Below are 13,105 nucleotides of genomic sequence, written 5' to 3'. Positions count from 1 at the left end.
TCTGGTCCCCCGCGGTCCGCCCCGCGATAGTGGCCGTTCGTCGACGATCGGGGGAGGCCCAGGGTGGGGAAAGCGCCCGGCTCGGACAAACGCGCGACGCGCACAGGTGGCAAGAACGGCCGGCCGGGGTGTCGGGCAGGACCGCGCCCGTGGTGTACCGGGCGGGTTCCGGCCACGTCAGGGCGTAGTCGGAGTCGGAGGGCACGAGCCACCACCAGCGCGTCCCGTCGGCGTACACGCATCCCACGCGCGGCAGCCGGGGCAGCACCTCGGGGCCCAGTTCCGCGGGCACCCCGACCGCGTCGCAGCCCATGGGGGCGGTCATGCCCTCGGGCAGGACGAGCCGCCGGAGCGCCTCGGGGGGCCGCTGAGAGCGCCGGAGGCGGACCAGGGTGTCCAGGCATACCACCGGGGCCGTACGACCCGCCGAAATCGCACCGGTCGACGTCGTCACACAGTCCCCCGCTCTCGGCCTCGCCGGGCCGCGGGGACCCCCACGGTCCCCGTCCCCGTCCTGTGCGCAGCCTCCGCCCCGTTGCCGCGGTCCTCGGCCGGTGGCTTCTTCGCGCTCCAGCCCAGGTCGGACCGGGCGGCCGTGTCCTGGCTGCGGCGGTCAGCCGGGGGCGGCACCGTGTTCAGGGGGAGCGCGGAGTCCGCCGGGTGCGACGCCTCCGAGGAGTGCTGAGCCGGGATGACACCACGGGGCACATCCGCCCAGACCAGCAGCCCAGGGCCCGCGTCCTGCGCGCCCCAGGCCCGGCACATGGCCTCGATGAGAAGAAGACCCCGTCCGTGCTCCTCCTCCGGTCGCTGCGACGCGGGGTGCGGCTCACCCGGAGCGCGCCCCTCGTCACGTACGGCTATCCGGACGAGGTCGTCACGGTCGTGCAGCTCGCAGACGACCCGACGGCCGGCCGCGTGCACGATGGCGTTGGTGACCAGCTCGGAGACGACCAGTGTGGCCGTGTCGCAGGTGTCCTCGCAGAGGGCCCAGCCGGACAGCCGGGCGCGCGTCAACCGCCGGGCGTGAGCCACGGAACCCGGGTGTGCGGCCAGCTCGAAGCGGAACCGGCGCCCGGCGGCCGTGCCGGGGTGCACCAGGGCCGCCGGTCCGGGACCGAACCGGTCCCGGGCGGCTTCTATTCCTAAGGGCGCAGGCGGAATCACGCTTGCCACTATCTCCTCGCCTCGAACACTTGGCAAGTGTCACTTTGAAAATTGCAGAGTGCGGTGTGACTCTCTGAACGGTCGTGGCACACTGCTCGGTAACAGCACGTGACGCGGCGCCAGTTGGATCCCTGCACGAGTGCACAGGTGTGTGAGCACGTCGACACACACGGGCACGGCAAGGCTTCGGACGGGCGCCGCAGGGCTGTCGAGACCAGGAGGAGCAGGGCTTACGGGGCCAGGAGGAGGTGCGCGGTGAGCGAGCCAAGGTCCGCACCGACGGTCGGTCAGGTCGTCCTCGGCCGACGCCTGTTGGATCTGCGGGAGCGGGCGGGCCTGAAGCGCGAGGAGGCCGCAGGCATCCTGCGTGTCGCACCCGCCACGGTCCGCCGTATGGAGATGGCGGAGGTCGCGCTCAAGATCCCGTACCTCCAGCTCCTGTTGAAGGCGTACGGCATCTCCGACGAAGAGGCCGAGGGCTTCGTCCAGTTGGCCGAGGAGGCCAACAGACCCGGCTGGTGGCAGCGGTTCCACGACATCCTGCCGGGCTGGTTCTCGATGTACGTCAGCCTGGAGGGCGCGGCGAGCACCATCCGCTCGTACGAACCCCACTTCGTGCCCGGACTGCTGCAGACGGAGGAGTACGCCCGTGGCGTCCTGGAGTCGGGCGCCATCGGGCAGACCAGCCCCGAGGACATCGAGCGTCATGTGGCGCTGCGGATGCAGCGGCAGGGACTGCTGACGCGTGAGGACGCGCCCCGCTTCTGGGCCGTGATGGAGGAGACGGTCCTGCGCCGTCCCGTCGGCGGCCCCGAGGTCATGCGTGCCCAGATCGACAGGCTGCTCGACGCCACGAGGTTGTCCAACGTGACGTTGCAGATCGTGCCGTTCGACCGGGGGCCGCACCCGGGCACGTACGGGCCCTTCGTGCTGTTCCGATTCGCCGTGCCGGAGCTTCCCGACATGGTTTACAGCGAGTACCTGACCGGCGCCGTCTATCTGGACGCGCGCCACGAAGTGGCAACCCACCTCGAAGTCATGGACCGCATGGCGGCCCAGGCCGCCACAGCACATCGCACGAAGGAGATCCTCCGGGATCTCCGCAAGGAGCTGTGAATGGATCGCATCAAGCCCCAGTCCCGCAAGCAGCAGTCGCACATGCGCGCCTACAACGGCATGCCCGCCCGGGAACTGGGCAGTGAGGGCTGGCACAAGCCCTGGAGCGGGGGCAACGGCGGCAACTGCCTGGAGGCGATGAAGCTCGCCGACGGCCGGATCGCCGTACGCCAGTCCACCGACCCCGATGGTCCGGCGCTGATCTACACGCCCGACGAGATGAACGCGTTCATCGAGGGTGCGAAGGCGGGGGAGGCCGACTTCCTGCTGTCTTGAGTCCTTTGTTTACTCAACTTTCCTAATTTTGATAGTGAATTGAGCGTGGGATTGGTGGAATTGATCACCAACTGCCGCACCGACAACTTATGGAGTGCCTCATGACCGGGCAGGGCCCCCTGAAGCTCGACACGAGCAAGCCACATCCGGCACGGACGTACGACTGGTTCCTCGGCGGCAAGGACAACTACCCCGTCGACGAGGAACTGGGCCGCAAGATGCTCGCCCTCGACCCGCGGACACCGGTGATGGCCAGGGTCAACCGCGCGTTCATGCACCGCGCCACGCGCTGGCTGGCCGAGAGCGGGATCCGCCAGTTCCTGGACATCGGCACGGGCATCCCGACCGAGCCCAACCTGCACCAGATCGCCCAGCAGGTCGCGCCCGACGCCCGCGTCGTGTACTGCGACAACGACCCGATCGTGCTGGCCCATGCGGCGGCCCTGCTGCGCGGCACGCCCGAGGGCGTGACCGAGTACGTACAGGGTGACGTGCGGGAGCCGGACGCCATCGTGGAGCGGGCCAAGGAGGTCCTGGACTTCAGCCGGCCCGTGGCGCTCTCGCTCGTCGCGCTGCTGCACTTCGTCACCGACGAGGACGGCGCGTACGACCTCGTGGAGCGACTGATGTCCCAGCTGCCCCCGGGTAGCTGTCTGACGGTGTCGCACGCCACGGCGGACTTCACCCCGGAGAAGTCGAAGGCGGCGGTCGAGACCTACCGGGCCGGTGGCATCAACCTGGCGCTGCGCTCCCGCGACGAGGTCGGCCGTTTCTTCCAGAACCTCGAACTCGTCGATCCCGGTGTCTCGCTGGTCACCGACTGGCACCCCGAGCTGGGCGAGCCCGTGCCGGGGCAGGACGACGACGTCATCCCGGGCTACGGGGCGGTGGGCCGCAAGGCGTGACGTCGGGCCCGCGCCGTATGCGGAGTCGGCTCTGAGGGCTCTGTGTACGGCGCGGTGCGTTCCGCCGGGCAACCGAGCGTGATCACCGTGGGTGGCGGTCGGGGCGGCAGTGGGCGGTAGTGCTCCCGGGGCGGTCGGGGACGGCCGGGACGGCTGGGGCGACCCGGCGAAGGGTGCGCACAGTTCCTTCCACTACTGCCTCCACCGCTCCTTCCACCAGTCCTGGCACGGTCCGCGCGATCCAGCAGCCCTGGCACGGTCCTCGGGGCTACGCCGTCATGGGCCGGTCATACGGCCCGATCGGCGCCGGAAGCCTCATCGCGCCCGTCAGCTGGCGGTCCACGGCAGCTGCCACCGCCCGCCCCTCAGCGATCGCCCACACGATGAGGGACTGCCCACGGGCGGCGTCGCCGGCGGCGTACACGCCGGGCACGCCGGTCGCGAAGTCCGCGTCGCGGGCGATCAAGCCGCGCCGGTCGAGCGCAAGACCGAGCTGGTCGATCAGCCCGTCCGCCCGGTCGGGCCCGGAGAAGCCGAGGGCGAGCAGGACGAGGTCCGCCGGGAGCGTGCGCGCGGTGCCCGGCACCTGGCGTCGCTGCGCGTCCACCTCGACCAGGTGCAGCGACCGCACATGCCCGTCCGGGTCCCCCGTGAAGCGGAGTGTCGACGCCGCGAACAACCGCGCGTCGGCGTCCGCCGCGGGCGCCGTCCTCAGATCGCGCGCCTCCTCGTGCGCCGCCGAGAGCCGGTAGATCTTCGGATACGTCGGCCATGGCTCGGCGTCCTCGTCGCGCTCGGCCTCCGGCAGCGGGTAGATGTCCAGCTGGGTCACCGACGCCGCGCCCTCCCGCACGGCCGTCCCCAGGCAGTCCGCCCCGGTGTCACCGCCCCCGACGATCACCACGTGCTTGCCGGCGGCCGACAGCGGTGACACCTCCAGGTCCCCCTCGCACACCCGGTCGGCCAGCGGCAGGTACTTCATCGCCTGATGGACACCGTCCAGTTCCCGCCCCGGCACGTCCAGCTCCCGCCACGCGGTGGCCCCGGTGGCGATCACCACCGCGTCGTACCGTGCCCGCAGCTCGGCCGCCCCGATGTCCCGCCCGACCGCGGTCGATGTACGGAACTTCGTCCCCTCGGCCCGCATCTGCTCCAGCCGACGGTCCAGGTGCCGCTTCTCCATCTTGAACGCAGGGATGCCGTACCGCAGCAGCCCGCCGATCCGGTCGGCCCGCTCGAACACCACCACGGTGTGCCCGGCCCGCGTCAACTGCTGGGCCGCCGCGAGTCCGGTGGGCCCCGAGCCGATCACCGCGACCGTCCGCCCCGTGAGCCGGTCCGGCGGCCTGGGCGGCGCGAAGCCCTCCTCCCAGGCACGGTCGGCGATGGCGACCTCGACGTTCTTGATGGTGACCGCGGGCTGGTTGATCGCCAGCACGCACCCGGCCTCGCAGGGCGCGGGGCACAACCGCCCGGTGAACTCAGGGAAGTTGTTCGTGGCGTGCAGCCGGTCGCTCGCCGCCCGCCAGTCCTCCCGCGCGACCAGGTCGTTCCACTCGGGTATCAGGTTCCCCAGCGGACAGGCGTCATGGCAGAACGGTATGCCGCAGTCCATGCAGCGGTCGGCCTGCTTGCTGATGATCGGCAGCAGGGCCCGGGGAACGTACACCTCGTCCCAGTCCCGCACCCGTTCCTCGACGGGCCGACGAGGCCATTCCTCACGTGGGGTGTTCATAAAACCTTTGGGATCGGCCATGGCCGTGTCCCCTTACATCACATACGTGTACGGCATGGCCGTATGACCTGCGGACTGCGGACTGCGGACTGCGGACTGCGGACTGCGGACTGCGGACTGCGGACTGCGGACTGCGGACTGCGGTCTCCGGTCTGCGCGAGGCCGTACGCCTTCGGGCGGCACTCTCTACTTCCCGCCACGATACGTCGCGGTCGTCGCATACGCCCCGGCCGGGTGCAGGCCTGTTCGCTCCAGGCACGCGAGCCTGTCCCTCTCAGGCCGCCCGGGTGGCGCCCGCGTATCCGAATCAGGTCAGGGCGAGTATGTACGAGATCGCCGCGGCGGCGGAGGCGATGCCCCGGACGTGGTTCCACGTCGACCACTCGCTCACGTACGTCGGCCAGTACGCTGCGGCCTCCGGTGTGCCCGCGTCCAGCTTGGCGAGGGCGTCGTTGCGCGGGACGTTCGCCACCACCGTGACCCCGAAGCACCCGAACAGATACAGCACACTCCCCAGCAGCAACTCCACCGTCCCCTCATCCGGCCACAGCACGAACGTGACCACCGCCAGCACGGCGCAGAGCACGGCCGACCCGACGAACACGAGCATGAAGCCCGGCCTCAGCGCCGCGACGTTGATCGACTGCATCGCTGCCACCCCCTGCGCGGGCGGCAGCGCGGCGATCCCTCTCATCACGAACGTCGAGAACCCGCAGAACACCCCGGCGACCAGACCCGTACCGAGCACCCCCAGCACCGTCAGCACAAAGTACGGTCCATCGATCATGTCCATTCCTGCCTCATCCCCCGAATCGCTCCCGCCTCATCCCCCGAATCCAAGAGCCTGACCGGCCCTTGGCGTCACTCCCCGTACTCCTCTTGCTCCCCATACTCACTCCCCGTTATCCCTTTCATCCCTGGCCTCCTTGCCCTCTCCGGCCTCCCGCCACTCCCGCAAAGTCATCTCCACCACCGGCGCGATCCGCCGACGTGCCTCGTACCGGGGCACCCCGCTCATCAGGAACTGGTCGTACGGCGTGTCCAGATGCCGCACGGAGGCGATGACCGCCGAGGTCACGGCCGCCTCGGACAGCGCCTGCCCTGCGGCGCTCCGCCCGACCCGCCCGCTGCCGCGCAGCGAGGCGTGCGCCGCGATGGCCCCCGCCCGCCCGGCGGGGCACCCGGGAAACAGCCGCCGGATCTCCGCCGCGAACGCGTCCGTGAACCGCACGTCCTCCTCCGCCCGCCGCCGCGCGTCCCGCACCCGACGCCGTCGCCTCGCCTCCGCGTCCGCCAGGCACCGATCCTCGGCCCGGGCGAGCGCGGCCTCCTCGACGAGGACACCCTGCCGCTCGTACCGGCTCCTCCGCCGGTCGAACCGCACCACCACCGCGGACAGCGAGCTCTCCTCCCGCGACCTCCGCGTCAGCGCGATGTCACCCCGCGGCAGGAACACCAAATGCCCGAGGTCGACGCAGTCGAGACACCGCGGCACACCCTCCTCCAGCACCAGCAACGCCAGCGGCCCGCTGCGGCACTCTGCGCAGTGTTTCTTCCTGAGCGCCTGGATCACGACAAGGCCGGTGCGATACAGGGGAGTTGCTGGTGCTGCCATATGCAGTTCCTTCCCGGCTCGACCTGCACGTCACCAGGTTCGCGCCCCCTTGGCGCGTCTCCGTTCCCCGGCTCCTCTCCGCCCATGCCGCACCCGAGGAGTCCGTCTTCCGCCCCTGACCGTTCTCAGGGCTGGATGGCCTCGCGGGGCATCATGGGCCGTGTGCGACTCGAAGCGATCACCTGGGAGCGGCTCGGCGACCTCCTCGCCGACCGCCTGCTCGACCTGAAGCCGGACGACGGCAGCCCCTGGCCCCGCATCGCCTTCGACGGAGCCCCCGCCGCAGGCCCCGGCGATCTCGCCCAGCGTGTTTCCGATGCACTGCGCGTGCGCGGTCGGCCCTCGCTCGTCGTGGGCGCGCAGGGTTTTCTGCGCCCCGCGTCCCTCCGGTTCGAGTACGGGCACGAGGACGTGGAGTCGTACTACGGCGGCTGGTTCGACACGGCCGCCCTCTGGCGCGAGGTCTTCGGTCCCCTCGAACCCGGTGGTGACGGCCGTGTCCTGCCCGACCTCTGGGATCCCACGACGGACCGCGCCTCCCGAAGTCCCTACGTCCAACTCCCACCTGGCGGGCTCCTGTTGCTGCACGGTCCCCTCCTTCTGAAGCATTGGTTCCCCTTCGACCTGTCGGTCCACGTCCTCCTCTCGGCGGGCGCCCTTCGCCGCCGTACACCCGAGGCCGAGCACTGGACCCTCCCCGCCTACGAGCGCTACACGGCGGAAACCGACCCGGCGGCGACGGCCGATGTCCTGGTACGCGCCGACGACCCACGACACCCCGCATGGAGCGGCTGAGCCCGGGCGCGGCACTCCGCATCGGTTTCTCGGCCTGACTCCTCGGGCCGGTTGAGGCCCCCAGCCCTGGCCCGAGGGGGTCCTGCGGGGTGCGGGGGGTCGGCCGGAGCCGTGACGCTCCGGGTGCGTCCCCCCGGCGGCGCGGCGAGAATGTAGGGGGTCGGGACTAGCGGTGCGTCCCCGCACCGCGCCGGCCGTCCGGCACCGGGAGGTACTTCATGACCACCGCCGGAGACATCATGCACCGTGGCGCCCAGTGGATTCCCGCCCACGAGACCCTGGACCGTGCCGCGCAGCTGATGCGCGAGCTCAATGTCGGAGCCCTGCCCATCAGCGACGAGAACGAACGGCTCTGTGGCATCCTGACCGACCGCGACATCGTCGTGGGCTGTGTGGCCATGGGACATGACCCGTCACGCGTCACGGCGGGCGAGATGGCCAAGGGCACGCCGCGCTGGATCGACGCGAACGCCGATGTCAGCGAAGTGCTCCGGGAGATGACCGGGCATAAGATCCGCCGGCTTCCGGTCATCGAGAACAAGCGCCTCGTCGGCATGATCAGCGAGGCCGACCTGGCCGAGCATCTGCCCGAGGAGCAGATCGGGGTCTGGGTCGAGAGCGTCTACGCGAAGGGCGCCCCGGGCTGACTCCGCCGGTTCGCCCCGGGCTGACTGAGTCCGTCAGTTCACGTCAGTTCGGTCCATGTCGGTCCACTGAGGGCGCGCCCTCGCTCGGTCTCCGGACGGGTCGAGGTACGACCCCTCCGCTCCGGGCGGGGGAGATCACAGCCAGCCGTTGCGCTTGAAGCCCCGGTACAGGGCGGTGCAGGCGACGGCTATGACCACCAAGACCATCGGATAGCCGAGCTTCCACCGCAGCTCCGGCATGTAGTCGAAGTTCATTCCGTACACCCCGCACACCATCGTCGGGACGGCGATGAGTGCCGCCCACGCCGTGATCTTCCGCATGTCCTCGTTCTGCGCGACGCTGACCTGCGCGAGATGTGCCTGCAGGATCGAGTTCAGCAACTCGTCGAACGCGGCTATCTGCTCGGTGGCCCGCAGCAGGTGGTCTGAGACGTCCCGGAAGTAGGCCTGAATCTCCGGGGCGACCACCCGCTCGGGCCGGGTGGCGAGCTCCAGGACCGGGCGGGCGAGTGGGGCCACCGCCCGCTTCAGCTCCAGCAGTTCGCGCTTGAGCTGGTAGATGCGACCAGGGTCCACCCGCGCGCCGTTCTCCGCGAACACGTCCGTCTCGACCTGGTCGATGTCCGCCTGGACCGAGTCCGTGACGGTCAGATAGTCGTCCACCACGTGGTCCGCGATCGCGTGCAGCACCGCGGCCGGTCCCTTGGTGAGCTGCTCGGGGTTCGACTCCAGTTCCTCGCGCAGCGGTCCGAGTGAGCCGTGCCGGCCGTGCCGCACCGTGATCACGAAGTCAGTGCCGACGAAAACCATGATCTCGCCGGTGTTCACCACCTCGCTGGTCGCCGTCAGCTCCTTGTGCTCGACATAGCAGACGGTCTTGAACACGGCGAACAACGTCTCGCCGTAGCGCTCCAGCTTCGGGCGCTGATGGGCCTCGACCGCGTCCTCGACCGCCAGCGGGTGCAGCCCGAACAACTCGGCGATGCTCGCGAACTCGCGCGCCGTCGGCTCGTGCAGCCCCAGCCAGACGAAGCCTTCGTCCGTCTTGCGGACATGCTCGACGGCGTCGACGAGGTCACGGCTGCCGGGTACACGTACCCCGTCCTGGTACGTCACACAGTTGACCACCGCGGAGCCCAGCGGGGAGCGGGCCGGGTGGCTGAGATCGACACGGACGCGGCGCCGTGTCAGCCGTGCCACCCCGCGCAGGCCGCCGACCTTGTCGAGGCCCGTGACCTTCCGCAGATTCCCTGCCATGGACATCTGGATCTCCTCGCGTGGATCTCCCCTTGTGTGCGCAGTTCGCCCCCGGGACGCGCCGCACTCCGTGCCTTGCCGTGGCCAGTCTGCCAGCATGAATCGAGTGACGCGTAAGCCTGTGGGAACGGAACATTCCGCTCCGCTTCCAGGCTGGCCGGCTGGTCGTGCCGCTGGTTTCCGGCGTGTGTGCGTGCCTGCCGAGTTGCTGCCGGGGCGGGGGACGGGAGTCGTGTGGGCGTCAATGTGCTGACATGGCAGTCAAATGGGATGATCGCGCCATGACGCGAACCGACGGGTATCTTCTCGACAACCAGCAGGCCGAGGCGGGCGAGCGTTTCGATGCCTTTGCCACCCTTTTCGATCCCATCACGTTCCGGCACCTCCAGGGCTTTGGCATCGGGTCGGGCTGGCGCTGCTGGGAGGTCGGCGCGGGCGGCACCTCCGTGATCTCCTGGCTCGCCAAGAAGGTCGGTCCGACCGGCAAGGTCCTCGCGACCGACATCGACACCTCGTTGATGGCCTCGGCAGCCCGCCCGCCGGTCGAGGTGCGCGTCCACGACGTGGGCGCGGACGAAGCGCCGGGGGAGGGCTTCGACCTCGTGCACGCCCGGCTGGTCCTGGTCCATGTGCGGGACCGGGAGCGAGCTTTGCGTTCCATGATCAACGCGCTGCGGCCCGGTGGGCGGATCCTGATCGAGGACGCCGACCCGGCCCTGCAGCCCCTGCTCTGCCCCGATGAGTACGGCCCGGAGCAACAACTGGCCAACCGGCTGCGCCAGGGCTTCCGCAGCCTGCTCTCCGAGCGCGGCGCCGACCTCGGGTACGGCCGCACACTGCCCCGGCTGCTCCGGGAGGCCGGTCTGCGCTGCGTCCAAGCCGACGCGTACTTCCCGGTTGCCTCGCCGGCCTGCGCCGCCCTGGAGTCCGCGACGATCCGGCAGGTCCGCGACCAGCTCGTTTCGTCGGGCCTCGCTACCGAACAGGAGATCGACCAGCACCTCGCGAACGTGGCCACCGGCACGATGGACCTTGCCACGGCGCCGATGATCTCCGCGTGGGGAAGGAAGGCATAGGGCCGGGGCGGGAGCCGGAGCCCCTCAAGCCATGGGCCCGGTGGGTCTCGCGTGTCGCTGCCGGTTCGCCACGGGCGGCCGCCCGCCCACTCGTTGCACCGCCAGCGCCCCGGCGCGGCACCCCTCGCCCGCTGCTTCCTCGGGCCCGGCGCCCGCGAGCAGGGCCGCGAGGAAGGCGCCCGTGAAGGCATCGCCGGCGCCCGTGGTGTCGCGGGGCGTAGCAGGGGCGACCTGCACGCGCGCGTGGACAGTGCCGGACCGGGCCACCAGCGCACCGTCAGCCCCCTGCTTGGCGACCACCAACGGAACGTGGCGGCTCAGCTTGGCCGCCGCGTCCGACGGATCGGGCAGGCCTGTGAGCAGACACGCCTCGTCGCGGCTGGGCAGCAGTACCTCGATCCCCTCGACGAGCTCCAGGAAGCGGTCCACACCCAGCTCCGTGAGAAAACCTGCCGACGCCGGATCCAGGCTCACCGGCACGCCACGCGCACGTGCCGCGTCCAGAGCGGCCGCCACCAGCGCCCGGCTCGGCTCGGAAAACAGCAGATAGCCCGACAGATGCAGCCGGGCGACCCCGTTGAGCAGGGTGTCCGACCAGTCGCCGGGGTCGAGCCGCAGGGACGCCCCGCTGTCCGTCAGAAACGTCCGCTCGGCCGCCGCGTCCGTGTCGACCAGGCAGATCACAGTCCCGGTCGGCGCCACCGGATCGACGACGAGGAGCGGCCGTACCCCACAGGCCGTCAGCTCCTGTTCGTGCCACGCGGCCGCATCCGTGCCCGCCCGCCCGAGCAGCCGTACCTCCGCACAGCCCCAGTAAGCCGCCCAGCACGCCACGTTGGCGCCCGCACCACCGGGAAGGGTCCGCACCGACGCGGCGGTGTCGGTCCCGGACGCGAGCGGTCCACGGTGCCGGGCGACGATGTCGGTGACGACGTCCCCTACGACCAGCAGAGCGCCACCGGAAGGAGACGTGCCCGTACCTGACGGCTCCTCGCCCCGGTCGGCAGGCGCCGGAACCACTCCAGGCCCTTCCCCGCCCCGTCTCCCCTCCTGCCCGCCGGGACCGGTCACACCCCGGCCCAGGCCGCCGCGATGCGGGCCGCGAGACGGACGTTCCCGCGCACCGCCGCCAGGTTCGCGCTCAGCGACGCGCCGTCGGTGTGCCGCACCAGATAGTCGAGCAGGAACGGCGTGACGGCCTGCCCCGTGACGCCCTCCTCCTCGCACGCGTGCAGTGCGTCGGCGAGCACGCGCGCGTGGAGTCCGGGATCGAGCTGCTCCTCCTCGGGCACGGGGTTGGCGACGATGAGCGCCGACTCCGGCCCGCGGAGCGCGTCCTGAGCGCGCATGACCTCCGCCACCTGCTCCGGTGACTCCAGCGTCCAGTCCACCGGATGCCCCGAGTCGGACAGGTAGAAGCCGGGAAAGCGGTCCGTGCCGTACCCGGCGACGGCGACCCCCAGCGTCTCCAGTCGCTGCAGTGTCGCCGGCACGTCCAGAATCGACTTCACGCCCGCGCACACCACGGTGATCCGGGTACGCGCCAGCAACCCCAGGTCGGCGGACTCGTCCTGGGTCACCGTCCACTGCCGGTGCACCCCGCCCAGCCCACCTGTCGCGAACACCCGTACGCCCGCGAGGGCCGCGAGCTGCGCGGTCGCCGACACGGTGGTGGCACCGCTCACCTCCGAGGCCACGGCGAGCGGCAGGTCCCGATGGCCCAGCTTGCGGATCCCGTCCTCGTTCGCGACCCGCTCCAGCTGGACCTTGTCCAGGCCGACGTGGGGCCGCCCGTCGAGCACGGCGATCGTCGCCGGGACGGCGCCCTCCCGTCGCACGACCTCCTCCAGCTCCAGCGCGACCTGCAGGTTGCGCGGGCGAGGCAGCCCGTGCGCGATGATCGTGGACTCCAGGGCCACCACGGGACGGCGCGCGTAAAGCGCCTCCCGCACCTCTTCGGACACCACCAGCACCACGTGCCTGCCTCCTGTCTTCCGGTTCTCCCTCATCTCTGGCGGGCGACGCGCCCGGCCAAACCCTTGCGGCTCGTGGGGGACACCACCAGCCTGGCCCACATGACGGACGACACGACACGTCTCGACCATGTGGTCCTCTGGGTCCGCGACCCGATCGCCGCGGCCCACTTCTACGAGAAGGCGATCGGACTGCGGCCAGTGAGGCTCACCGAGTACGCCGCGGGCCAGGTGCCGTTCCCCTCGGTGAGGGTCAACGAGGAGACCATCCTCGACCTCATGCCGCGCACGGTGGCCGGGCACATGACCATGGTGCCCGGGGCGGCCGACAGCGCCGGCCACCCCGTCAACCACGTGTGTCTCTCCTACAAGGCCGACGGCTTCGAGGCCCTGAGGGGCCGGCTGGAGGAGCGGGACGTTCCCGTTTCGGACTTCTCGTACGACGCGTTCGGCGCCCGTGGCATGGCCCGCCGCAGCTTCTACTTCCGCGACCCGGACGGCAATGTGTTCGAGGCGCGGCACTACGAGTAGGTCACGCGGTGC

General features: G+C 70.7%; 15 protein-coding genes and 1 pseudogene. 8 read left to right on the top strand and 8 right to left on the bottom strand.

Annotated elements, in window-relative coordinates; genetic code table 11:
• Positions 1–124: 124 nt before the first annotated feature.
• Both FPZ41_RS48160 and FPZ41_RS11360 read right to left on the bottom strand, forming a co-directional pair.
• Positions 125–433 (bottom strand): annotated as a pseudogene (locus FPZ41_RS48160) (hypothetical protein); the annotation flags it as partial.
• A 17-nt stretch (positions 434–450) separates the two neighbouring features.
• Positions 451–1,176, bottom strand: a complete 726-nt coding sequence (locus FPZ41_RS11360; protein WP_322620095.1) for an ATP-binding protein — start codon at positions 1,174–1,176, stop codon at positions 451–453.
• A gap of 246 nt (positions 1,177–1,422) precedes the next feature.
• On the opposite strand from FPZ41_RS11360, the gene FPZ41_RS11355 reads away from it, so the two are divergent.
• The 3 genes from FPZ41_RS11355 (at position 1,423) to FPZ41_RS11345 (ending at position 3,464) form a co-directional block, all read left to right on the top strand.
• Positions 1,423–2,283, top strand: coding sequence for a helix-turn-helix domain-containing protein (locus tag FPZ41_RS11355; protein ID WP_131570166.1), 861 nt, complete (start codon positions 1,423–1,425; stop codon positions 2,281–2,283).
• The gene (locus tag FPZ41_RS11350; RefSeq protein ID WP_131570168.1) at positions 2,284–2,559 is read left to right on the top strand and encodes a DUF397 domain-containing protein; all 276 of its coding nucleotides are present in this window, start codon (positions 2,284–2,286) and stop codon (positions 2,557–2,559) included. It begins immediately after the preceding gene.
• A gap of 101 nt (positions 2,560–2,660) precedes the next feature.
• Positions 2,661–3,464 carry an SAM-dependent methyltransferase gene (locus tag FPZ41_RS11345; RefSeq protein ID WP_152861623.1) on the top strand — a complete coding sequence of 268 codons (804 nt, stop codon included), beginning with the start codon at positions 2,661–2,663 and terminating at the stop codon, positions 3,462–3,464.
• Between the two features lie 268 nt (positions 3,465–3,732).
• On the opposite strand, the gene FPZ41_RS11340 is transcribed toward FPZ41_RS11345, so the two are convergent.
• From FPZ41_RS11340 to FPZ41_RS11330, 3 genes are all read right to left on the bottom strand, one after another.
• Positions 3,733–5,220 carry a glutamate synthase subunit beta gene (locus FPZ41_RS11340; protein WP_152861621.1) on the bottom strand — a complete coding sequence of 496 codons (1,488 nt, stop codon included), beginning with the start codon at positions 5,218–5,220 and terminating at the stop codon, positions 3,733–3,735.
• Between the two features lie 286 nt (positions 5,221–5,506).
• The gene (locus FPZ41_RS11335) at positions 5,507–5,986 is read right to left on the bottom strand and encodes an anthrone oxygenase family protein (RefSeq protein ID WP_152861619.1); all 480 of its coding nucleotides are present in this window, start codon (positions 5,984–5,986) and stop codon (positions 5,507–5,509) included.
• A 105-nt stretch (positions 5,987–6,091) separates the two neighbouring features.
• Positions 6,092–6,814 carry a DUF2293 domain-containing protein gene (locus FPZ41_RS11330; RefSeq protein ID WP_152861617.1) on the bottom strand — a complete coding sequence of 241 codons (723 nt, stop codon included), beginning with the start codon at positions 6,812–6,814 and terminating at the stop codon, positions 6,092–6,094.
• On the opposite strand from FPZ41_RS11330, the gene FPZ41_RS49410 reads away from it, so the two are divergent.
• The 3 genes from FPZ41_RS49410 (at position 6,805) to FPZ41_RS11320 (ending at position 8,256) form a co-directional block, all read left to right on the top strand.
• Positions 6,805–6,933, top strand: coding sequence for a hypothetical protein (locus FPZ41_RS49410; RefSeq protein WP_265584212.1), 129 nt, complete (start codon positions 6,805–6,807; stop codon positions 6,931–6,933). The two genes, FPZ41_RS11330 and FPZ41_RS49410, sit on opposite strands and share 10 nt — an antisense overlap.
• Before the next feature lie 34 nt (positions 6,934–6,967).
• Positions 6,968–7,609, top strand: a complete 642-nt coding sequence (locus FPZ41_RS11325) for a nucleoside/nucleotide kinase family protein (protein WP_152861615.1) — start codon at positions 6,968–6,970, stop codon at positions 7,607–7,609.
• A gap of 218 nt (positions 7,610–7,827) precedes the next feature.
• On the top strand, positions 7,828–8,256 hold the full coding sequence (locus tag FPZ41_RS11320; protein ID WP_131570179.1) for a CBS domain-containing protein: 429 nt from the start codon (positions 7,828–7,830) through the stop codon (positions 8,254–8,256).
• A 135-nt stretch (positions 8,257–8,391) separates the two neighbouring features.
• Here the strand turns inward: FPZ41_RS11320 and FPZ41_RS11315 are convergent, their stop codons facing one another.
• Positions 8,392–9,519 carry a magnesium and cobalt transport protein CorA gene (locus FPZ41_RS11315; protein WP_152861613.1) on the bottom strand — a complete coding sequence of 376 codons (1,128 nt, stop codon included), beginning with the start codon at positions 9,517–9,519 and terminating at the stop codon, positions 8,392–8,394.
• A gap of 275 nt (positions 9,520–9,794) precedes the next feature.
• Between FPZ41_RS11315 and FPZ41_RS11310 the strand changes: the two genes are divergently transcribed.
• Complete coding sequence (locus tag FPZ41_RS11310) at positions 9,795–10,589, top strand: methyltransferase domain-containing protein (RefSeq protein WP_152861611.1); 795 nt, start codon at positions 9,795–9,797, stop codon at positions 10,587–10,589.
• A 24-nt stretch (positions 10,590–10,613) separates the two neighbouring features.
• On the opposite strand, the gene FPZ41_RS11305 is transcribed toward FPZ41_RS11310, so the two are convergent.
• Positions 10,614–11,609: a carbohydrate kinase family protein gene (locus FPZ41_RS11305; RefSeq protein ID WP_407698773.1), complete on the bottom strand. Its 996-nt coding sequence runs from the start codon at positions 11,607–11,609 to the stop codon at positions 10,614–10,616.
• Between the two features lie 47 nt (positions 11,610–11,656).
• Entirely contained in the window at positions 11,657–12,565 is a 909-nt protein-coding gene (locus FPZ41_RS11300) for a pseudouridine-5'-phosphate glycosidase (RefSeq protein WP_322620094.1), read from the bottom strand.
• A gap of 99 nt (positions 12,566–12,664) precedes the next feature.
• Here FPZ41_RS11300 and FPZ41_RS11295 point away from each other — a divergent pair, with 99 nt between their 5' ends.
• Positions 12,665–13,093 (top strand): VOC family protein, encoded by a 429-nt coding sequence (locus tag FPZ41_RS11295; protein WP_152861649.1) that lies wholly within the window; start codon positions 12,665–12,667, stop codon positions 13,091–13,093.
• The last annotated feature ends 12 nt before the right edge of the window (positions 13,094–13,105 follow it).

It is taken from the genome of Streptomyces acidicola (assembly GCF_009377235.1).
Taxonomy (GTDB): Bacteria; Actinomycetota; Actinomycetes; order Streptomycetales; family Streptomycetaceae; genus Streptomyces; species Streptomyces acidicola.
This window is presented reverse-complemented; position numbering and strand designations above follow the sequence as displayed.